The organism is Coprobacter secundus subsp. similis (assembly GCF_015097275.1).
GTDB lineage: Bacteria > Bacteroidota > Bacteroidia > Bacteroidales > Coprobacteraceae > Coprobacter > Coprobacter secundus.
This window is the reverse complement of record NZ_AP023322.1, coordinates 1,742,076-1,766,727: the sequence shown is the minus strand read 5'-3', so window position 1 is coordinate 1,766,727 and position 24,652 is coordinate 1,742,076. Positions and strand designations below refer to the sequence as shown.

Genomic DNA, 24,652 nt, shown 5'->3' with positions numbered 1-24,652 from the left:
TCTATTTCTTTTAAGTTTTATATTTTTATTATATTTGTTCATAATTAGATAATTAATTCATCAAGTTAACTTCAGTATTTTTTATGAATAATTAGCCTAATCATGAGATCCTTTATTGGAGTTGAAAAATAACAGAAAAACACGGCTTCTAAGAATATAAGGTTATATAAATTGGGAATAATAAAGTGCTGGATATGAGAAATAGTCTTTTTATATTATTCTTTTTTGTTTGCACAGTTTTACACTCTACATCTTCTTACTATACATATTCGATATCGGATGGTTTATCAAATAGTACTATAAAAGCTATTTATCAAGATAAGATGGGGTATATGTGGTTTGGTACTAAAGATGGGATAAACCGTTTTGATGGAAATGAAATCAGAACATATCGCTCTGATGTACAACAACGTAATGCAGTTTTTAACAATGATATAACATTTATTGCAGGAGATGAAAATGGGTATATGTGGATAGGCTCATTTAATGGGATAGAATTGTTTGATCCGTATACCGAGGAATTTTTGTCCCTTGATACGTATTTCCCAGGGCAAACAATGCCTACAGGAATTGTTTCAGGTATATATGTGGAGTCCAGTAGTAAAGTGTGGATATCTACGAAAAATGGACTGTATTTTTTGGATAAAAATGCAGGAGTAGTAAGTTGTATTTTAGAAAATGTTTATATCAATCGAATGAATAAATGTGCTGAAGGTTTTATTATGGCTGAGGTATTGGGCAAAGGTTTTACATTGATTGATCTTAGAACTCATGAAGTAAGTTATCTTGAAAAAGATGGGGCTAATAAAAGAAATCCTGTCAATGATATTTTTATGGATAGCAAAGGGAGAGTTTGGTTAGGAGCAGATCTTTATAATTTCTTTGTGTATGACCACCATTCTCGACAGATTATACCTGTAAAAATAAAGATACCATCGGGAATATATTCGGATAGTGGGCAAATCCACACTATTATTGAGTATAATGATACAACATTGGTATTAGGAACAGATAATGGGTTGTTACCTTTTAATACCAATAATATGGTATTTTGTAGTAATTCGGATGGATTTTTGGCAGATCGACTTTTATACCATCGTATAATGAGCGTTTATAAAGATGGAGATGGTGCATTCTGGTTTGGAACTTTTAATAAAGGGTTAAAATATTATAATCCGAACCATTATTTATTTAAGTCATATGATTTGGCTACGGATAAAGGTTTGCCAGTAGGCGTAGTAGGTAATATTGTAGAAAATAATGGCGTTATATGGATTGGACATGAACGTGGATTGAGTTTATTAGACATGAAAACGGATAAGACTTCTTATTTTAATATTCAGTCTCATGTGTTACAGAAAAATAAAGATAGTGAACTTTATTATATTTTTAAAGAGAGGTCTGATTTATTCTATTTCTACTTGTTAAATAGAGGAACTTATATTTTTGATTTAGAAAAAAGGAAAGACTGCAAGAGGATTAGTATCCCTCCTACATCTCAGGTCAGAAGCATGGTAAAAGATATGGAGGGTAATATATGGATTGCAGAAGAAAATCTTTCTATTTATGATCCGAAGACAGATGAAATAAAAACTGATTTGATAACCAACGAAAAAGGTTTGACCAAATATATGTTAGCGCAGGAATTGTTGATGAGATATAATGGTAATATTTTAATTGGTAGCCGTACGAATGGAGTATTGGAATATTACTATGATAAGTATATTCCTGGCTGTTATCTTATGGCGCATAAGTTGGATATAGAACCATTGGCCAATAAGAATGTAAATGTTCTGTTTGAAGACCATAAACATAATGTGTGGATAGGAACGTATAGTTCAGGATTGTATTGTTGTAACATTGAAAAAGGAGAATATGTCCTTTATAATGAAGAGAAGGGCCTGATAAGTAATATGATTTGTGGAGTTTTAGAGGATGAGAGAACGGGACATATATGGGTTTCCACTGTTGCGGGAGTTTCTTCTATTCATCCGGAAACGGGGAAAATTTTAAATTATTCTTATAAGACCGGTTTTCCGTTACAAGAAGTATCTGTTCATTCATTTTTTAAAGCATCTGATGGTAAAATATACGTAGGAGGAATCGACCGTATCGTTTCATTTGATCCTAGTTTTTTTAATGCGATGTCAGATACTCTTTCGGTGCATATAACATCGATAAAGAGCTTAAATACGAAAGCTGACCCGAAGACACAACAATATACCAGTACTGCGGCTCTAAAGAATGTTCATTTTTCTTATTCTCAATCATCGATTGTCATTAAATTTTCGACTCAAAATTATATTTATCCGAAAGAAAACAAATATATGTTTAAACTTGAGGGTTTTGATAATAATTGGAATTATACAGACCGGCCTGAGGTAACTTATAGTAATTTGCCTGATGGAGAATATACATTTTTAGTAAAAGCTTGTAATATTGACGGAGTTTGGAGCCCGATAGTTACAGAACTGGATTTTGTTATTCATCCTCCTTTTTGGAGGACTATATGGGCTAAAATATTTTATTTTCTTGTAGTATTTGCCTTATTATTGTTTATAATAAAATATATTATTAATCGTAAGACGTATAAATACAAACAGCAGATTGCCCAAATAGAAAAAGATAATATAGAAAAGTATTATCAGTTAAAACTTGACCTTTTTACTAAATTTTCTCATGAATTACGTACACCGCTTACATTGATAATCAGTCCGGTAAATGATTTGATGAATGATAAATTTTTGCCTGAAAGATTGCAGTATATTGTACGTACTATTTATAAAAATTCAAAACGGCTTTTATTATTGGTTAATCAACTTCTTGATTTTAGAAAAATAGAACATGGAGCTATGAAACTTTCGATAAGTAAAGTTCCAGTTGAGAGTTTTATTTGGGAACAAATAGAGAATTTTAGAGAACTTTCTTCGAAGAAACAGATTACTATACATTATGAAAACTTATATAAGGAGGATAATGTTTGGTTTGATGTTGAAATGATGGAAAAAGTTATATCAAATTTACTTTCAAATGCTATAAAATATACGGGAGAATGCGGCCAAATTAGTATAAGAAGTTATGAGTTGAATGAATTTTTTTATTTCATGATTAGTGATAATGGTGAAGGTATTTCGGAGGAAGATATTCATCATATTTTTGAGCCGTTTTATCAAGTTCACCAAGGAACGCACAGCGGTATGTTTGGTTCTGGTATAGGATTGAGTTTGGTACAATATATTGTCAAATTGCATGGTGGAAATATTTGGGTAGAAAGTGAAAAAGGGAAGGGTACTACATTTTATATTTCTTTATTTTTAGGTAAAGAACATTATGTGGAAAATAATTCGGAAATTGTCGAAGGAAATTTCAAGGATGTGATATCACATCCGATAAAGGAAGAAACATTGTTTGACGAAGAAGAGGTTCTGCCAGACTCGTCTTTATCGGATAGGTCCAAATCTTGGGTATTGGTTGTAGAAGATGATGCCGATTTGCGTTTGTATATAAAATCTCAACTGGAAAAGGACTTTTTTATTTTAGAAGCTGCTGATGGAAAGGAAGGATATGCTATAGCTCTTGAACAGCTTCCAAATCTTATTATTAGTGATGTTATGATGCCCAATATGAGTGGTATAGAAATGTGTGATAAAATAAAAGATGATATCCGTACAGCACATATTCCTGTAATATTATTGACAGCCAAGGTGATGAATGAACATATTGAGGAGGGGTATGAGCATAAAGCTGATGATTATATTTTGAAACCTTTTGATGCACATCTTCTGAATGTCCGTGTTAAAAATATAATCCAAAATAGAGAAAGACTACGTCAGTTATTTACTACCCAATTGTTGACTCCAGGCCTAAGTGAGGAAGATGAGGTTGTATCACAAGATGATTTGTTTATGCAAAAACTGATGGAGTTGGTTGAGAAAAATATTTCTAATTCAGATTTTTCAATTGATGAAATATGCCAGAATTTGGGAATGAGTAGAGCCCAGTTTTTTAGAAAGACAAAAGCTATATCAAATTCTACTCCTAATAAGCTTATTTTACAATTACGAATGAAAATGGCAGTGAAATTATTACTTAAAAATAAATTGTCTATATCAGAAGTCGCTTATAAGGTAGGGTTTTCGGACCCTGCTTATTTCAGTAAAACATTTAAGTCCGTATATAATATTTCTCCAACAGATTTTTTGAAAAATCGTCATGTAGATAAAGGAATATAAAATGTATTTGCATTGATGATATATTATTTGATAATTTTCAATATATATTATAGGAATATTTTGAGCAAAGTATATTGTTTATTATGTATTTTGGGGGATAGTGGAGGGATATTTCATCTTGTTTTTTAGAAAAAGGAATGACAGTTTGTATAATTAATATGTTGATTAATAGCGATATATTTAGCTAGATACTATTTTCCATGATTTTGATACTATTTTCCAATAGGGTTATACGTACTCATTCTATTTTTGTAATAGCAAGGGAAAAAGGAGATTTTATTGTTCTTTAGATGAAAAACATGATTTTTTTAAGTTGATATAATATTTATATAATAATATAGTAAAATTTGAAAGTAGAGCAAGATAAAAAACTTTTCTTTCAGATGTTAACCTTAAGTTTTATCGAAAATGAATTTATCAAAAATTGTAATTAATCTGTTCTTGTTGTTTTTCTGTGTTAGTTTGGCTGCCCAGACGAAGCAAAACACAAATGAAAGTAAGCATCAAAAAAAGATTTCGGGTACAGTAGTCGATCAGAATGGGGAATCGGTTATTGGAGCGAGTGTGTTGGTGAAAGGTAGTACGGTAGGTACTATTACTGATATAGATGGCAAGTATTCAATTGCAGCATCTTCTGAAGATAAACTGGTGTTTTCTTATGTAGGGTTTGATTCACAAGAGATACCAGTGAAGAAGAACTCAATCATTAATGTTACATTAAAAAGTACGACTAAAGACCTGGATGAAGTAGTCGTAATTGGATATGGGTCGGTAAAAAAATCAAATTTGACTACATCTGTATCAAAAATCAGTTCTGAGTCCTTAGAAAGCCGCCCATTGACTACTATTAGTGAGGCTTTTAGCGGACAGCTGGCTGGAGTTCAGACTCAAGTTTCCAGTGGTGTTCCTGGTGAAGATTTACAAATAACGGTGCGAGGGGCCAGTTCTTTGAATAGTACAACACCTCCTTTATATGTTATTGATGGAATAATTACAGAGTCTTTAAATGATGTCAATCCGAGTGATATCGAATCTATTCAGGTATTGAAAGATGCAGCAGCAACGTCTATTTATGGTGCGCGTGGTTCTAATGGGGTTGTATTGATAGAGACAAAGGTGGCCAAAGGAGGAAAACCTGTGGTTACTTTTGATGCTTATTATGGTCTTCAGAAGGCAGACCGTTTGCCAGAGGTTATGAGCCCTAAAGAATGGTTGGCATACAATATTTATTGTTTGAATGCTAATTATTTGAATGCTAATGGGCTGAATTCGATGATGACTCCTAATAAAAATCGTCCTACCAATTATCAGATTCCAGAATCATGGTTGTTGAACCCGAATTCTGACACTCCAGATTGGCGTCTGAACCCCAATATTAACCAAACGAATTGGATTGACGAAATTTTACGTACAGCACCGGTTCAGAGTTATCAATTGTCTGCGTCGGGCAAAAGTGATATGGGCAGTATATATATGTCAGGTGGTTATATGGAACAAGTCGGTATAGTGAAGAATACTGATTATCATAGAATCAATTTTCGACTGAATGGAACATTGAATATAACGAAAAAGCTTAGGTTGGGAGTGAATTTAGCTCCGTCAGTGGCAAAACAACGACGAGGGGAATCTGAAGGTAAAGATAAAGTGATATTAACAGCTTTACAGTATCCATGCTTAATAGGCATTGATGAAAATACTCGTGATTTCGGGTATAATGCCGATTATCCTAATTATGTAAATCCATATGAAAGGTTGATGCAAGTAACCGATAATAAAGGTGATAATCGGTTGAATGCATCTGCATGGTTCCAGTATGATATTATAAAAGGGTTATCGTTTAAGTCGATATATAATAATAACATAAGGAGTACTGTATATGAATATTTTATTCCAGCCAATGTTGTAGCTCCTAATGCAACTGGAGGACAAGTGTCTTCTGGGAATAGTTATTCTGAAGTGTATAATAACTGGGGATGGCAGAACGTGTTATCTTATGATTTGAATGTTAAGAAACATACTATTAATATTATGTTAGGTCAAAGTCTGGATAATACAAATACTTATAGGGCTACGGTTGCTGCAACAGGGTGGCCATTGGAGAATGTTTATACACTGAATTTGGCGACAACTCCTACAACTGCATCAACAGAGCGTTATACCGTGCGTACGTCATCTTTTTTTGGCCGTGTTTCTTACGATTATGCTGATAAGTATCTGTTTACAGCATCTGTTAGACGTGATGGTTCTTCTCGTTTTGGTGCAAATAACAGGTGGGGGACTTTTCCATCATTTTCTGCCGGTTGGAAAATCAGTGAAGAGAATTTTATGAAAAATCTTGATTTTTTGAATTTATTCAAGATTAGAGCCTCATGGGGACAGGCAGGAAATGATCGTGTAGGCTATTATGATTATCTTTCTACATTCGATGTTTCTAATACTGTTTACGGTGGACAGTCTCAAGCTGCTATGTATCCGGCTAATTATGCTAATGCTGATTTAAAATGGGAGAATACAACTTCTGTCGATTTAGGCTTGGATCTTTCTTTTTTGAAAAACCGAATCCAGTTTAATTTTGATTATTATAGAAATACGACAAAATCATTATTATATGACTTGCAGATACCTTCTACTACTGGATTTACGACTACAAAAACAAATGTTGGAAAAATCAGGAATACAGGTTGGGAGATTGATTTAAATACGACAAATATTTCGACAAAAGATTTTAAATGGAGTAGTACGATAAATCTTTCGGCTAATAGGAATAAGGTTCTCGATTTGGGTGGGAATGATAATATCATAACTCCGGCATGGAACGCTTATTTTATAACACAGGTTGGAGGGCCTATTTCTCAATTCTATTTGTATCGCACAGATGGTTTATTGACAGAAGATGATTTTGCTGTAGGACCCGATGGAAGTTATGACAGATCGCAACCTTTAGTTCCAATTATGGCATCTCAGATTCCGGGTAATCTGAAATTTGTAGATACAAATGAAGATGGACAGATTACGGATGAAGATATGGTTCCATATGGTGATAATATGCCTGATTTGCTTTGGGGATTTACAAATCGTTTTAGTTACAAGGGATTTGAATTAAGTATATTTTTACAAGGACAGTTTGGTGGGGATGTGTATTATTTGGCATCTCGTAATATCAATTTTGGCCGTAGGTTTAATAACTGTTTGGTCGGTTGGCTGAATTCGTATAAACAGACTTACCGAGGAGGAGATCCCATTCCCTATGAGTTGGGGGTTGATATGAGCTGGGATGGAAAGACACCATTGTCTTATGGTTTGGGAGCTAATGGCGTGAATGAAAATACGACAACCGACCAACGTATTTATGATGCTACATTTTTGAAAATAAAAAATATAACATTATCCTACAATTTACCTAAAAATCTATTGCAAAAAGCCAAAATACGGGCCATGAAATTTTATATCTCTATGGAGAATGTACACACATTTACTCATTATGTGGGAAATCCTGAAGTAAATAGCTATTCGTCATCTAATCCGGTATTGAGGGGTGTAGATTATTCTACTTATCCATTGGCACGAAAATACTCTTTAGGTGTAAATGTAACCTTCTAAAATCTGAAAATAATGAAAAGTATTAAGAAAATTATATTTGTTTTAGTGTGTTGCGGCAGTTTTTGTGCTTGTGAAGATTATTTAGCCGTGACTCCGGAGTCTGCATATACCGATGAGTCTTTCTATTTGACAGCGACTGATTTTGAGACGGCAATATCCGGTTGTTATTCTGATTTGAATGAAATTTTTGGTAAAAATGGAACAGGGTATATAAATACTCTTATTGCTCGTTCGGACGAGTGTCGCAATAGTTCTGAGATTGGCCGTTTTATGGAATCATCCAATAGTACCTGGTGGTCGAATCCGTGGAAAAATCTTTGGTCTATGGTGAGCCGATGCAATAAAATTTTGGATAAGATAGATGGAGTAGATTTTTCTGATCAGACACAAAAGGCAAATATCAAAGGGGAAGCTCTTGCTTTGAGAGGATATGCATATTTCCAATTTGCTTGGTGTTGGGGAGGGGTACCCTTAATTACAAAACCTCTCTCTTTGAGTGAAACGCATAAAATTGCTCGTTCATCGCAAGAAGCTACTTATGCACAAGCAGAATCGGATTTTAAGCAGGCTTATGAGCTTCTTCCGGAAGCTTGGCCTTCTACCAAAACTGGACGTGTGACAAGATATGCTGCTGCTGGGATGTTGGGTCGATTATATTTATATCAGTGCATAAGCCAGAGAAGAGCTCAAAAAACGGGAGAGACACCGACACCTGCGATGGCAGAAAAGGCAGCAGAATGGTTAAAATTGGTTATTGATAAAGAGGGTTCTTTATATAAAATGGCAACAGTTTATACTGATTGTTTCGACGGAGCAAAAAATAATAGTGCAGAACGTGTTTGGGAAACGCAATATTTAAGTGGGGCTTCGGCTCAGGCATTAGGATTAAGTACCTATTTCCCTTCAATATTTATTCCCTCTTCTCTGAATTTACGTAGGGGGGATGGAACAAAGATGGGTGGAGTTACATTTACCGGAGGGTCTGGTTCTTTTCGTGCATCGCTTAGTATTGCAGATAGTTCGAAATATGAGCTTATTTCGGGAAATTTAGATGATCCGTTGAGTGTTGTTGTGTTTGATAAGCGTCGGGATGCGACATTGGTCAATGGCCTATATGTAGATAAAAGTACACCGGTTTATGATTATTATTTTGTAAAAAAGTTCTTGATAGATTCGGCCAATTTCCCGTCAGCTATTGATTATTGGGGAACCAATCTTCCGATATTACGATATACGGATGTAAAAATGATGTATGCCGAGGCTTTGAATGAGATTGATTATGCAGCAAATAAGACAACAATATTTTCGATACTGAACGAGGTAAGGACACGGGGAGGCCTAAAACCGATTAGCGAAGTCGAATTGCCGGATTACAATACAGTGTTTGATTGTATTGTCCATGAACGTTTTGTAGAGTTTGCATTTGAGGGATTACGTTGGCCGGATTTAGTTCGATGGAGACTGGCTGAAGAAAAAATTGCGGAACATTTTGCATTGCAAGATGAAGGTTATGATGAGTCTACAGAGACTCCGATGTACGGAATGAAAAAATATCACCATCTTGCTCCGATACCTTATATCGATATAGTGGCGTACAATAATGAAAATATACTGTGGCAAAATGAAGGTTATTAAAAAAGGTAAAATCTGAAGACTACTTTTTTAAAGTTATTTTTTTGAACTTGTTAACATTCTAAGATTATGATTAAAAGCAAAAATATTTGGAAAGTAATGGCTTGTGCCATGATATTTCTTTCATTTTCATGTAATGATAATGACGATGAAAAATTTCTTGGTCCTACAGAACCAGGTGATGCATATTTTGGAGGAGGGGCCATATCTGAAGGTGTACCGTTAGATAAGAGTAATATTGATGTTTCGTTATTGGGTAAAGTTGCTGGAGATCCAGATGTAGAAACTGACCCTGATGCTTATCATACACTTATGCAAGAACGTAAAGCTGTCATTGAAAAAGCTATATCAGATATGGTATATGTTGATGGAGGTTCTTTTTATATGGGAGCTACAGCGGAGCAGGGAAATGATACTCATATATATGAAAAGAATGTGCATAAAGTAACTCTTTCCAGTTATTATATCTCCAAATTTGAAGTAACGCAAGAATTATATCTGATTGTTATGGGAGGAACGAATCAGGGTGCTTTTAAAGAAGAGGGAAATTTACAGATTCCTATCGACAATCGTCTCTATGAAGAGATGAATAATTTTATAGCGAAATTAAATGCTGTAACGGGGTTACGATTTGCACTTCCTACAGAAGCTCAATGGGAATTTGCAGCTCGAGGAGGTCGTAAACGTACAGGGCTAATGTATCCTGGTAGTAACGATATTAGTACTGTTGCTTGTTATTGGGATAATAGCTTGTTAGGAGATGGTTCGGTAGATCACTGGCCTCGAAGTGTAGGTTTAGGTTTACCTAATGAGTTGGGATTATATGATATGGCTGGGAATATGCAGGAGGTTTGTTCAGACTGGTATGCCCCATATCCTATTGAAGATCAAGTAAATCCTATGGGGCCATCTGATGATGAGGGCTATACTACGAGGGTGTGTCGGGGAGGATCTTGGTATTCGTTTGCTGATGCATGTCGATCATCAGCTCGTGCTTCTTTTGTACCGAGTACTCGTTATAAATATGTTGGTTTTAGGTTGGTACATCCGAAAGTTGATTAGAATACAATTAAATGTTTGAAATATACATGAAGAATCACACAATGAAAGTTTTCTTTATTTCATTTTTTCTGATATTTTGGGGTGTAGGGAAGTGTATTGCAACAAATTATATTCTTTCTCCTGATTCGAAAGTTGTCTTTGAGTATAAAGATTTTATCCATATCGAAACTTATTATTGGCCAGAAACAATGCTTTCATATCGGATTTCTTTTGAGGATAATGTAAATATGGAAGATTTGGTTCTTGTCAATTGTGAAAATGGAGAGGAAGTCGAGTATCAATTGTCTGATATAAAAAAGGAAAATGACAATCTGATGTCTTGCAAAATTCATTTTATGGCAACATTACCATCGAATGGAAGCTATAGCTATGAATTATGTTGTCGTCCGTCGGAAAGAAAAGCTATAGTCCCGATGAAGATTTTACAAAAAGAATCATATTATGAAGTTTTTGGTGATAAGATACAGCTGAGGATTCCAATAACATCAGAGAGTATTTCTGAAAATGTTCCTGCTCCGATATTATCAATGAATGTGGGTAATGATTGGATGGGTTGTAATAGGATAAAATCGAAGTATAACCGTATATTGTCATATCATACTGAAATTGTAGAGAATGGACCATTGTATTCTCTTTTTAAAATATCTTATCGATTTTCAAATGGGGGGGAATATCAGGCAAATGTAAAATTGGTAAAGAATTATCCCTTTGCTGTGCTGGATGAGTCAATGACTAACCTTTCTAAATCGGATGAAATCGTGATGGAAATGGAATGGAATGGGTTTAACCCGGTGAAGCGCTTCGGTACTCATTGGGATAGAACATTGGAAAGCAATCGTGATATGTGGATGGGAATAGAGCAACCAATATATACAAGCTATTCAAAAGAAGATCCACGATGGACAGGGACAGGGTGGATTGAAAATCCAGCAGAGAAAATGATTTTCCGAATTTCTCCATTTGGAGGAAATTCGGTCAGAGAGCAGGTGCCTGTTATGTCATTTTGGGAGGAAGGGAATAGTGCTCGAGAATTAGGTATATTTGTTTATGATTTTAATCGCTGGAACGATCGTCAATATGGAATTTGGCAACCAACTCCAGACTTATCCGTTTATTTTCGTTTCCAAAATCATAAGTTATTTTTTACTTATCCTCTAATTTCTGGAACGAGATCTACTGCTGTGTCGCTGTTTCCAGTAAATGATGGAGAAAAAAGAGTGGCAGAGTTTAATGACAAATTATCGTCTTTGTTGGAACATAATGTTTATATGCAGAATGGGTCATTGCATCATAAAAATGATCCCAAGGATTTATATTATCGCTATTCTCAGATATTGATGATGAGATACGCTTTACTAAGCCTTGATCGCATAAAGGATTGGCAACTGATGTATCCTGAAGATGCTCGTCGGCCGGAAAATCCTTTTAAAAGCCGATCGGCTTCTTCAGCGGAAAATTTTTATAAAAAAATGCTTACTTCGGCTATGTCTTATTATCCTGTGGGTCTGAATTGTTATCCCGGAGTACATTCTATCGAGCATCGTATTTTATATTCTGAATTTGTAGAAGATTATTTACGTTATTATAAAGTGTTGACAGAGTCTCAACGCCAAACAGTGGAGGCATTGTTCATTTTAGGTGGATATGTCAATATGTTGGAAGCAATGAATCCGATACGTCATTCTCTTGCGGGGACGGCAAATATGGCTGCAGACGGATGGTGTATACCGCTTCAGATATCGTTCCTCTTTCCTGATCATCCTATGGCAAAAGAATGGGCAGATTTTTATGAAAAGGAATTAGAATTGAATGGTTTGTTCTATACTCGTCCAGATGTAAAACAATATGAAAGTTTTGGTGGGCGTTGGGTAGAAAGTTTAGGGATATATAATTGGGCTTTTTTGCGCCCGGTTACCCATTCTAATATCGCAGGAGAAATGTATGACGGGAAAAACCGCTTTGCTTCTCGGTACATGGCTTCTCGTGGACGTTGGATGGTAGATATGTTGACGGCACCAGTTTATATTCATTGGAATAAAAAGCTTGTCCCCGATTTCTATCCAAAAGGATGGAATCCTGGGGATAGTCTGACTCGTCCTGAATTTGCTCGCTGTTATCCTCCTCATGGAGCTCACAGTAAAGGTTTTCTTGTACCTACTTATATGCCTTATTTTCAGTTGGCGGAGTGGATGGAAAACTATGATCCCTTGTTGTCTGAACATCTTTTTTGGCTATCTTCTGCAGGAGATGAAGTGGAGAAGAAAAAGACCGATACCGACTGGAATGCTCCTTATCTGAATATGCATCCCATAAAACGAACGGGAACTAATCCACATCTTAAAAGTACAAAATATACGGGACATGGTATTGTTTTACGAGCTGGAGTCGATACTCCCGAAGAATTATCCATTCATCTCAATCAAGTAGATAAAGGTCCCAATTATCGCTGGGGTAATCAAGGAGAAGGAAATACCGGAGGGATTTATTTCTACGCGCAAGGGCAAGTATTTACTGGTCATGAAAACGAAATTGCAGGAGACCATGTAGTGAACAATCTTGATGGACTGACAAATTTCGGAGTGATGAAGGATGGAGAGTTCAGAACCATAGGAATGAACGAGCTCAAAGCCCCGTTATATGATTTTGGGGTAGCCCAGTTTGCTGAATTATTGTCGGATGGGGAAAATGATAAATATGTGTGGCCTGAGTATCTCTCCCGTAGTGTTATGCTTGCAGGAACTGATTATTTTATTCTTTTTGATGAAGTCGGAACAAACTGGAGAGCATCGACTCGTTTCTCGTGGTTTAATGTCAATGGAAAAGAGTTTCCTAAAATTATATTTTTATCCTCTTATGGACGTAAAGGAGGTTGGATGGCTGCCAGAACTGAAAATTCAAGAGGTTTTTATCGAGATTCGTTCGAGTCATTATTGACTTTAGTTACACATAAGAAAAAAGAAGTGAACGTAGAAGGAGGGAAATATGCTATTGCTCCGATATTGAAAGATTCCGATATAGCAGAATTCATTCCTTCAGGAAGTAGTTCTTTACCGCAAGGTGTATTTCATATTTCGACTGGAAAAAGTTCTGATATTGTATTCCGAGATAGAAGTGAAATAAGCTATGTTTCAGAGACCGAAACATTTGAGGGAAAGGCTGGATTGATACGTCGTTTTGGTGCCGATAGTTTAATACTGGCAATGTTCAAAGGCTCTCATATAGCAGCCGACGGATTAGATGTACGGTTAGAATCGAAGGGGAGAGCAGCAATAGCTTTGACTCGAAATTTTAGAAAAGAACTCAACGGGACCTTAAAGACTGAGGTGGATACTGAACTGGAACTTTCTGGACTTTTTCCCGGTGGAACACTATATATAGATGGTATACGATACGGTTCGACAGTTTCGGGTAGCGATATGAGGATACATTTATCTAAAGGGGAATACACATTGGAATATACGGAGGAGGCTGCAACTCCAATGTCCAGTCGGATTATCCGTACAGAATATGAGAAAAATAGGGTGAAGTTATTTGTTGAGTCTCCTACATGTCGGTCGGTTCGTATAGAGCTCTCTTATGATGGAGGAAAGACATGGAAGATAAAAGGAAAGACATCTAAGGGAATTTATTTTTTACCGAATGAGAAAGAAGGGAAAATACATGTGCGTGCAGTATCCTGTAACGGGAATAAATGTGCACGTTATGCTCCAGAGTATCCTATATATTTTACCGCTGAACCACCACATTATCCTGAAGGATTGTGGCTAAAGTTGAATGAGGGACAGGTGGAACTGAATTGGGGAACTGTTTTAGGTGTACAAGAGTATCGTCTTTACCGTAGGAAGCAAGGAGATGAAAATTTTGAAATGATTTATCGAGGGAAAGAGAATACGTATACTGATACGAATGTTCCCGGAATACAAAAAGCGTATGTGTTGCCGGGTAGCCTTGACAACAAAGAGCAGAATCGTATGGGGCTTGTCGTATATGAGTATGCAGTAACAGCAGTTAATGGGCGAGGAGAAAGCCGAATGAGTCCGGTAGAAAATACGGATCCTGCTTCTTGGCGAAATTGGTATCCAGATACCGAATTGAAATTTAAGCGGCAGTCAGCTTTTTGGATGCCACCTTATACACCAGCTGAAAAATCTCCGGAAAGGTATTATCCGGATTGACTTGAGAAAAGAATAAATCAAATATAAAAATATAATGTATAATCCAATCGAGTTATGAAAAAAGAGAATCAAAAGTGGATGAAGTGGCCTTTGGGGATAATACTATGTATATTCGCCTTTTCCTCTTGTGCAGAAAATAAGTATGATTTAGAGCATTTTCCAAAGGATGCGGATCCGATAATTGTCGGAACGCGTTTAGTAAATCGTTTTTTGGAGCAACCGCATTCCCAATATGGGAATCCTTTGCGTATTAACGAGCCGAGAGTTAATATTACCTATCCGGATGTATGTGCTTGGGTGGGGGGGCTCTGGTTTGCAAAATCGGTAGATAATAAAGAGTTGACAAATAGATTGGAGGAACGTTTTCTTCCATTGTTGGCAGAGGAGTCTCGCTTACAACCTGTTCCGAATCATGTAGATAATAATGTTTTCGGAACTTTACCTTTGGAATTGTATATGCAAACGGGTAAGGAAGAATATAAAAAACTGGGGATGATGTATGCCGATACTCAGTGGCAGCTTCCGGAAGAAGGATATACACCAGAACAAAAGAAATGGTCTGAGCATGGATATTCATGGCAGACACGTATATGGATAGATGATATGTTTATGATTACGGCTGTCCAAGGGGCTGCTTATAGAGTGACAAAGGATACTACTTATGCGACAAGGGCTGCCAGAGAAATGGTCTTTTATTTAGATTCGATACAACAGGGTAATGGCTTGTTTTATCATTCCCCGGAAGCTCCTTTCTGTTGGGGACGCGGCAATGGTTGGATGGCAGTAGGTATGGCCGAATTGCTCCGTATATTACCTGAAGATAATACTTATCGACCGGAGATAATGAAAAGATATTTGAAGATGATGAACAAGCTGAAGGAATGTCAACAAGAAAACGGGATGTGGCTTCAATTAGTAGATGATCCGTCTATGTGGGAAGAGACATCAGGTTCGGCAATGTTTACATATGCTATGATTGTAGGTGTAAAAAAAGGATGGTTGGGAAAAGAGTATGCAGAAGCTGCCCGAAAAGCATGGCTTTCTTTAGTGAAATATATTGATGAGAATGGAGATATGACTAATGTATGTGAGGGAACGAATGTCGGGTTTACACAAAAATATTATCGAGATAGAGTACCTCTGACGGGTGATATTCATGGTATTGCACCTATGATATGGTGTGCTTACGCATTAACTTGCAATGATCTTTAAATGATATTTTGAGTTGATATAATTACTGATTTGTTTAAAAATTTTGATTTAAAAGAAAGTCTATTACCAATAAAAAAATGATTATGAGAACGAAATTGATTACTTTGGTTTTGGCGGGTATGACGTTTATTGCAACAGATTCGTTTGCCCGTAAAGTGTATGTGAAATTAGGTACTGATACTCAAGCGTGGAGTAATGTTGTAGAAGATAACGATAATGTTGTGATTACCCTTCCTTCCGGAAGTTCTGATTTTGTTTTGAATGTCATTGACCAGTTACAAGAGGGTGATGAGGTATGGGTGGCAAAAGGTGTATATGAAAATTCGGCGACTATGATACTGAATGCTGATAATAATAGGACGGATGTTACTTTGTATGGAGGATTTATAGGGACAGAGACTTCAATAGAACAAAGGGCTAAAAGTGATGTGGACGGGAACGGAATAGTTGAACCCTGGGAGTTTACTAATGTGACTAATTTTAAAGGGAAAGGATCGGCAGATGATGCTTCTTCTACTTTTGTTATGTTGAGCATGCAAAGTGGCACTACTGTGGATGGAGTGACTATTTCTGATAATTATTATACCGGACAAACTGCTTCAGGTGGTTCTATTGGGGGGAGTGGAACCGTACGTAATACCATTTTTCGTAATTTAGTCACGGAGAATAAGACCGATGGTAAGAATATTACAGGGGGTGGTATTTATATTTCGGGAGGACATGTTGACGGTTGCTTGATAGAATCGTGTGCTGCTATCCAGACTGCCAATAACGGTGGTCAGAATCAGGGAGGAGGAGTATTGATATATGGTGTCTCTGATAACAATTGCGGGATAAGGACTCCATCAGGTTATTTGAAAAATTCTATTATTCGTAATTGTAAATCTGAAGGAGGCAGTAAGCCGATGGGAGCCGCAATATTTTATAAAAATGGGGCTATTGTTGAAAATTGTGTAATTGCCAATAATGCATCTACAAGAGGAGCAAATGGCACGAAAGATGGTCAAGGTGTTATTCAAGGGCATACTAAAGGTGATGCTACGTATGAAGTGAACCGTTTTATTAATTGTACTATTGTGAATAATGTAGCCGATATTTATACTATATTTTTTGAAGCAGCTTGTACAGAGGTTTACAACTGTATTTGTTGGGGAAATACTACGGGAGGAAAAGATTACCCCACACAAGATTCTGATTATAATAATAATATTCGTTGGGCTGCAGAGAGTAATGTAAAGTCTGGGACTTATCCTTATGTTGAAAGTTTTGCTTATAATAGTGCAGGTATTTATAATATTGCAAGTGTCCAGAATACCTATTCTCCGATATTGTTATCTTTCCCTCTTGTTGAAGGAACCTCTGAAACTGAAGGGGAAAATCCGGAATTTGTGAATCCGACTATATATCCGGGATTGGCAATAACTGATGAAGATATGGATAATATCCGTAAAGCTAACTGGTCATTAAAGGAGGGTTCTCCGTTGATAAATGCCGGAGTAAATACACCGAATAATATGGGAGAATTTGTTGCAAATGCGACTTTACCTACATCTTTACCCGAGATGGATTTATTAGGGAAGGTTCGTGTAGGTAATTTCGATTTGGGAGCATACGAATTTGGGGCTGTTTCGGGTATACGGAAGTCGACAATCGATACAACTTGTCGAATATTTTCGAACGAAGGTGCTCTTCAGATCTTGGGTTTAAATGATGTTGCAATTGTTCAAATATATGCTTTAGATGGAGCATTGGTATATAATGCGACCATAGATACTGAAAATGTTGTCCTTCCTATGTCTTTGAAAGGTTGTTATGTTGTGAAGGTACAAGATGTCAATGGGGTATATGGGCAGAAAGTGATTTTTTGAGTTTGATGAAAGTTAGGTAAAGATGAAAAATCCGGAAGATTATTTTTCTTTCCGGACTTTTCGTCTAAAAGGCAACAGAGTTTTATCTCTCTTACCGGAAAGATAATATTGTCCGATAGAGAGTGAAATGATAAGGTATAGGACTGTTATTGAACCATAAATATAAAAGGAATAAAATGTTGAGAAGATTAGAGTATATTACGGTATATTTAGTGGCAGTATTTTTTGTTCAAATGGAGAGTGTGAAGGCACAATTTACAATCACTGGTACTACATTTCGTGAACGATGTGATGCATTGATTGAGTGTATGGTAAATGATATACAACCATATGGTAAGAACAGCACTTCGATAAAATATACCACACCTTTCTATTGGGCACGTATATATCAAGGAGTTGATGTAGAAAACTCTATTGCGGAGTTGGAGCGTATTTATGATTATTGGTTGACCGATCCATCTACGGTTTATCTCTCAGGGTCTGATGTCGATTTTAGTGACCATATGACTATGCATGGTTATCTCTTGACCAAAGATAAATTACCTGATAGTTTGAAAGATAAAGTAAAACGTTTTTTACAGCTTTCTGATTTCAACACTTACGGTACTGGGACTAGTACATTGAATATGGATATGATGCATTATACTGCAGGTTTGCTTGCTGCTCAAGAATGGTCAGATTTTACAGATGTGGCCGGTCGGACAGCAGAAAACATAATTAATTATAATCGACCTCGTATTTTGAATGTGTTGGACAATATTTTTCATAATAATTGTAGTGAAATGGATGCTTTCGTCTATCTACCGACAGATTTTATGTATATTCGTATGCTGGCAGAATATTGTACAGACTCTGAGGTTAATCGAAAAGCAAAGGTGGTCTATCAACAGATGATTGCAGCCATGATAGGTGCTTGGAATCAAGGATTATATGTTGCTAATCCTCCACGTAGTAAGGGATGGGAACAGTTGGTAGGAGGTCCTTTGGGCATGAACTCTCGAATAACAATGTTGGCATGGCTTTTCTTCGGGAATCCTTCTAATTCAATAAAAATGGCAGACCAATGTATGTCGGATACGAATAATTCGGCTTCATTTTGCTTTTGGGTAGCGTATAAAGGTCGGGTAGTACCGCTACCTGCAATATTAAATGCAGAGAAACGTAAGACATATCCCTATGAGTATACCAGTTTTATTGATAATATTACAGTCAGTAAAACAAATACCATGACTAAAAACTGGAAGCAGTATAAGTATACTTGGCAAAGTCAAAATTATGGTTTAGCTACGCAGACAGAGATACCTTATAATTTGACAAAGGCTCCCAGTACATATGCATATAAGGAGATAAAACGTACATATTTGGTTTGGCGAGACGAGACTACCGATAAGTGCTTTTTTACAGTCTGTCAGGATAATCCTGAGCGACCGACTGATGCTGTGAATGCAAATGCCGTAGGATATGGAGAGAATCCTTATCATAGAGTTTTGCAGTATAAGGGAACAGCTATTGGAATTACAAATGTTCCGACAACGTATCTTAAAGATAATCGTTATCGGATGTATGTCCCTTTTACGAATGAGGGCATTAAAGCACGTCATGATAAAGAATGGATATTTTGCCATACAGGAAGTATGATGTTTGCTTTTCGTACTGTAGAACCTTTTACGATGGGAGGTAGATTGCCTTTTTCGGTGCCTGGTTGTACTGTACTTATGTTTAATCCTACTACTACCCATAAGGGTGCATGGATATTGGAAACGACTGAAATTACTGAAGATTTGAAGGGTGCAGATATGGATGAGGAGTTAGATAAATTTGAGGCTAAACTTTTAGCAAACAGTAAAATAGAAACATTGGATTATTCGACAGATTATCCTCGACTTCAATATACCTCAATGTCTGGAGATGTACTTGACTTAACTTATTTTCCTCCGACTTCAACTTATTCGGGTCAATATAAGATAAATGGCATTACCCAAAGTTTAAATACTAGTTTGTTTTCTTCTCCTTATGCTGTGCAAGAAGATAAGAGTGAGGATGTATATATTTATGATACAGAAGAGACACCTACCAAATTATCGTGGGGTGATGATATACTGGGTATGGAGAAAGTACATCCGGAGGTAAATATACGATATCGAGTGTCGGGTGGTTATTTGTATGTATCAGGGATAGAATCTACAACCCCTGCTCAAATATCGATATTCGAGAAAACTGGAACATTGATTTGTAATAAACAAGTATTCAGTGAAGCGGATAGTTCGGTAAATGTAGCGGATTTTGCTTCGGGTATATATTTATTACGAGTACAATCATCTAATTATTGTTGGGTGACTAAGTTTGTCAAGTAAGTGTTTTTGATAGCTTTATAATAGGTTGTATACTACATTTATTTGTGAGTATTGTTATGTGAAAAAGATAGAAAATGAGAAAATTTTTAAGGTATTTAGCGGTTGCCGGTTTATTCTTTATGGGGATAGAATATTCATTGTCAGCAGAGATGAGGATAACTCGTCCGGATTATTTATCGGACGGCCGGATGTATTATGACCTTTTGACTGCAAATTATAGTGAAGCGAAAATCCAGTCGATGATTGCAAATAAAAGTGTACGTTGGATATGTAATTATATGGCTGCTGAAGGCATTATGTATAAGGCTACGTTAGATCAGAAATATCTGGATCGATGCTTGTACGTATTTACAGAAACGATGACACAGTGGCGTAGTAATAAAACTTTGATGAGCGGGACAGATGACTTTTTTGCGACAAAGCATATAGCTTATACATACCGACTTTTGCAGGAGCTCGGGAAGGTAGAAAAAGGAGCTTATGATGATGTCGTGTTAGGCTATGCCAATTCGCATTTCCAACCGACTTTTATTGTTGACCATAATCAGGCACAAGAGAGAGCTTTGGGATTTGTTTTGATGCAGAAAGTATTGCCCAATGCACCTGATGTGGATAAATGGAAAACTTATACTGATGCTGTGTGGGATTTTTGGTACAATAATTTAGACGTGGATGAGGATGCGACTAATTATTCAGCAATTCATTTGAATGATATTATGATGATTGCAGAAGAAACCGGAAAAACTGATTTGCTGAGACGTGATGAAGTAAAAAAGTGGTTTACTCGATATAGAGATCAGCAAGCTCCCAGTGGTTTCATGCCGGAATATGGAGATGATTACTTTTTTGCTTATTTTAATTGGGTTATTTGTTTTGAACGTATGGCGCGAATATTTAATGACCCTTCTTTTTTAAATGCAGCATGGAAGTTGTATAGAGCGGGTTTTTATAATTTAGCAGCGTCTTATAAAAATGCTAATTTCGATATGAAATTGGCTTCTGAATGGAGTGTGTTGGGAGAGATTAGTTTGTTACCGTCAATGGAAGCGGAACCTTTGCAGACAGACGTAGGGGCGTTGGTAACAAATAGAACTAATAAATATGGTGTTCAAGATATTCCTGATCAGTTATTATTGGCAAGTGCCCGAACACCGGGTGTTCCTTTTGTTATGAGTGATTTATATTCAAGAGGAAGTCATTCTCATCCACATTTACGAGGAACGATAAATTATTATGAGACTGATAATTATCCGTTGTTCCATGGGGTACAACGACATGCTACTGATGCACGATGTGGTAATACGGTAGTATTAGTAAAACAGGAGGATGAAGGGTTCCCTTTTGCTTCGGGGGGAAGTCGACGTCAGACTGATAAATGGTTTACTGATTGTGTTGATTTTTCTTCTTCTACAGAAATTTCATCAACTGATGCTACCATGCGAGGTTTTGCGTATCTGACTTTCCGGTTAGTCGGACAAGTTGGTGAGGAGATCTATATCGATAATGTTCGTTTGATTGGTAAAAAAGGGGAGCTTTTGTTACATGATTGTAACTCTTTGACCAATTGGTCTACTTCTTATACATCTTTGTCAAGTGATGCAGTGTCTGGAAATTCTGTAAAAATAACATTGGCAAATACCAATACTAATTTTATTACACTGAAAGTTTCGAAAAGTTTTAGTCTGAATGATTATCAGTATGTGGCATTTGATTGGAAGCATAAATCTCCTGTGGGAGCTGCAACAACAGATTTGAATTTTATTTTTAGAGTACAAAATAGTCTTGTTTTACCCGGAGATGAATATGTCGACGCTACAGTAGGTACACTTTTTAATTATAATGTTCTTACCGATGCTTATACAGAAATGCAAGGTAATGATTGTTATGGGGTAATAGAATTGGATAATCATTTTTTGCCGGGAACACAGTTAAAGAGGAGAATCTTGTTGACAGAAGAAGGGGTTCTTATATTGCAGGATTATTTATTACCTGGAGATGGAGCCGAAGGTTATACTGCAGGAAGTTTATGGCAAATGTATAATTTGAAGAGTCGAGGAGAAAATTGGTTTAATGCTGGTGAGGAGCGGAGCTGGGTTGATTGGACAGGTAAAGAGATGAAAAAAGAATTATTGGTCTATTTTGAAAAGAATAGTGTACGTACTTATGGTAGTCAGTTAGAAGAATATTCTGTAGCTCCTACTGTGGTATATGCTAAGCAGGCTATATCTTCATCCCAACCATTGACTTTTACTACGATTCTTGTTCCTCATGAGGTAGGGACAAATCCAGAATTCTATGCTAATAGTATCTCTTCGACAACAGTTGGTCGACAGAGTAATATTTCGTTGAATACAGGCGGTAAAATTTTGACTATTGCTTTAAATGAAGATGGTTCATGGAATGTTGCTCGTGAAATTGCAGCGGTTGATCCTGATGAGAAAAGTATTATTACCAATGGGCATATTGATTATGTGACAGGAAACCTGCCTAATGACTGGGTTGTGGCAGGAGATAATGCTAAGGGGTGTGTATATGATACTGAAGTGGGATATATAAATGCCGGTTCGTTGAGGTTGACTGGGAATGGTTCTGATTGGAATGGATGGATGCATACTGATAATATTATTGTAGAAGAGGGAGAGACATATAAGTTTGGTGTTTATGTAAAAACAGAGAATGTATCAAGTACTTCAGATGTATATGTTTCGTTTGGTATAAAACGGGAGACTGGGAGGATTATTGTCAGTGAAACTTCGACGGAGACAGCTTCTGTGTTATCAGATAATCTGAAAGGGACTCACGATTGGAAATTGATAGAGGGTACTTATACCATCCCTTCGACTGGATATCGTGTATTTAGTTTCACACCACGATTATCTTCGACGTCAGTTGATGAGAAAGTCTGGTTTGACGATTTTTATATTACTAAGGTTGAGCCCACAGCATTACCTGATGAGTGGATTGATGTCGAAGGTATAAATATTTATCCCAATCCGGTGTCGTCAGGGGAAATATTGGGCCTATCGTTTTCTACTTGTCCTGGTAAAAATATTGTCACACTTTATGATATGGTTGGAGGGAAAAAAATGGATTTGTATAATTGCATTTGTGGGAATACTGAAAGAAAAAATTTGACAATACGATTTCCTGAATACGATTCTGGAATATATTTGGTCCATTTTCAAAATGCGGGAATAAATAAGACGTTTAAATTATTGGTTAAGTGACTGAAGTATATTGATAGGTCAATTATTGATAATGGTAAGTAATATAAAAGTTTAGATATGAAGGTTTTTTGAGAGATAGATTCTTATTTGGTATATTGTGATAAAAAAAACTCTCTGACAAATGAAAATTTCTGTCAGAGAGCATCTTTTATTTTATTGAATGTTGGTATTTAAAGTATGCCAGTCTTTAATTGCTGGTATAATACCCATAGCAATGACTTCGTCGCGTAATTTACATAGATGTTTATAACTTTCTTCCAGTTCTTTTTCTTCAATCGGTGTACCTTTTATTTCTTTATAAGATATACCATCTTTGGTAATAGATGTTTCCATTGCCATCATGATATGATCGAATTTTCCGGAAGATACATATACTCCGGCAGGCCAGCGGAAGAATGCTCCACCCATAGCAGCAGCTATCATCTCGATAGAGAGATATGCCGGACTCTGGAATGAAGAACGTCCACGAAGGTCGATTATATGTTTACCTCCTTGAATTACACTGTATTTGATGTCATTCCATGATTCAATCGGCATAGCGTTAGAACCAATTATTTCGTTTAATGGTTTTCCTTTTACAGAAGTTGTAGATGCAAATACCGCCATTTGTTCACCGTGTCCACCATACGTACGGCTATTTTTTATTTCAGATGCTGGGATTTTGAAATATTTAGCCAATTCATTTTGTAACCGGGTACTATCCAGTGCAGCCAATGTAGATACTTGATTGGGCTTTAATCCAGAATAAAGTAAGGTGATAAGACCGGTAATATCTGCTGGGTTGAATACGACAACGACGTGTTGTACATTAGGGCAATAACTACGAATATCTTTTCCGAATTGGGCCGCAATTTCAGCGTTTCCTTTCAAAAGATCTTCACGTGTCATTCCGGCTTTTCGAGCTGCTCCCCCTGAAGAAACAATATACTCAGCTCCAGTAAGCGCTTCTTTTATATCTGATGTAAATGTTATATTTACATTTTCAAATCCGCATTGTAGTAATTCTTCGGCAACTCCTTCAAGAGCTGGGGCAAATGGGTCGTACAAACAAACATTGGGTGTTAACTTCATCATTAATGCGGTTTGAGCCATGTTAGAACCAATCATTCCGGCAGCTCCAACGATGGTCAGCTTTTTGTCAGTCAAGAACTTCATATCTTAATTATATTTGGTGAATAAATTTTATCTTTTTATACTAACAAAGTTATAATATCTTTGGATTGTTTGTATATCAAAAAAAGTTTTTGCTGATAATAAAAAATTATACTGTTATTACAACAATATCTACTT

10 protein-coding genes are annotated in these 24,652 nt (G+C 36.4%); 9 read left to right on the top strand and 1 reads right to left on the bottom strand.

The window, feature by feature from the left end; all coding sequences use genetic code 11:
• Positions 1-194: 194 nt before the first annotated feature.
• From Cop2CBH44_RS06950 to Cop2CBH44_RS06910, 9 genes are all read left to right on the top strand, one after another.
• Entirely contained in the window at positions 195-4,232 is a 4,038-nt protein-coding gene (locus Cop2CBH44_RS06950) for a hybrid sensor histidine kinase/response regulator transcription factor (RefSeq protein ID WP_200755792.1), read from the top strand.
• Positions 4,233-4,640: 408 nt separating this feature from the next.
• Positions 4,641-7,832, top strand: a complete 3,192-nt coding sequence (locus tag Cop2CBH44_RS06945; RefSeq protein WP_200755791.1) for a SusC/RagA family TonB-linked outer membrane protein — start codon at positions 4,641-4,643, stop codon at positions 7,830-7,832.
• A gap of 12 nt (positions 7,833-7,844) precedes the next feature.
• Positions 7,845-9,467 carry a RagB/SusD family nutrient uptake outer membrane protein gene (locus tag Cop2CBH44_RS06940; protein ID WP_021931163.1) on the top strand — a complete coding sequence of 541 codons (1,623 nt, stop codon included), beginning with the start codon at positions 7,845-7,847 and terminating at the stop codon, positions 9,465-9,467.
• Between the two features lie 66 nt (positions 9,468-9,533).
• Positions 9,534-10,526, top strand: coding sequence for a formylglycine-generating enzyme family protein (locus tag Cop2CBH44_RS06935; protein ID WP_246469186.1), 993 nt, complete (start codon positions 9,534-9,536; stop codon positions 10,524-10,526).
• A gap of 41 nt (positions 10,527-10,567) precedes the next feature.
• A complete protein-coding gene (locus Cop2CBH44_RS06930) occupies positions 10,568-14,701 on the top strand; it encodes a hypothetical protein (RefSeq protein WP_200755790.1) in 4,134 nt (1,377 codons plus the stop codon).
• A gap of 54 nt (positions 14,702-14,755) precedes the next feature.
• Positions 14,756-15,913: a glycoside hydrolase family 88/105 protein gene (locus Cop2CBH44_RS06925; protein ID WP_021931160.1), complete on the top strand. Its 1,158-nt coding sequence runs from the start codon at positions 14,756-14,758 to the stop codon at positions 15,911-15,913.
• An 83-nt stretch (positions 15,914-15,996) separates the two neighbouring features.
• Positions 15,997-17,781: a T9SS type A sorting domain-containing protein gene (locus Cop2CBH44_RS06920; RefSeq protein WP_021931159.1), complete on the top strand. Its 1,785-nt coding sequence runs from the start codon at positions 15,997-15,999 to the stop codon at positions 17,779-17,781.
• 176 nt (positions 17,782-17,957) lie between these two features.
• A complete protein-coding gene (locus Cop2CBH44_RS06915; RefSeq protein ID WP_021931158.1) occupies positions 17,958-20,135 on the top strand; it encodes a T9SS type A sorting domain-containing protein in 2,178 nt (725 codons plus the stop codon).
• Positions 20,136-20,209: 74 nt separating this feature from the next.
• The gene (locus tag Cop2CBH44_RS06910) at positions 20,210-23,362 is read left to right on the top strand and encodes a carbohydrate binding domain-containing protein (protein WP_200755789.1); all 3,153 of its coding nucleotides are present in this window, start codon (positions 20,210-20,212) and stop codon (positions 23,360-23,362) included.
• Positions 23,363-23,515: 153 nt separating this feature from the next.
• On the opposite strand, the gene Cop2CBH44_RS06905 is transcribed toward Cop2CBH44_RS06910, so the two are convergent.
• Positions 23,516-24,517 (bottom strand): malate dehydrogenase, encoded by a 1,002-nt coding sequence (locus Cop2CBH44_RS06905; RefSeq protein WP_200755788.1) that lies wholly within the window; start codon positions 24,515-24,517, stop codon positions 23,516-23,518.
• Between the last annotated feature and the right edge of the window lie 135 nt (positions 24,518-24,652).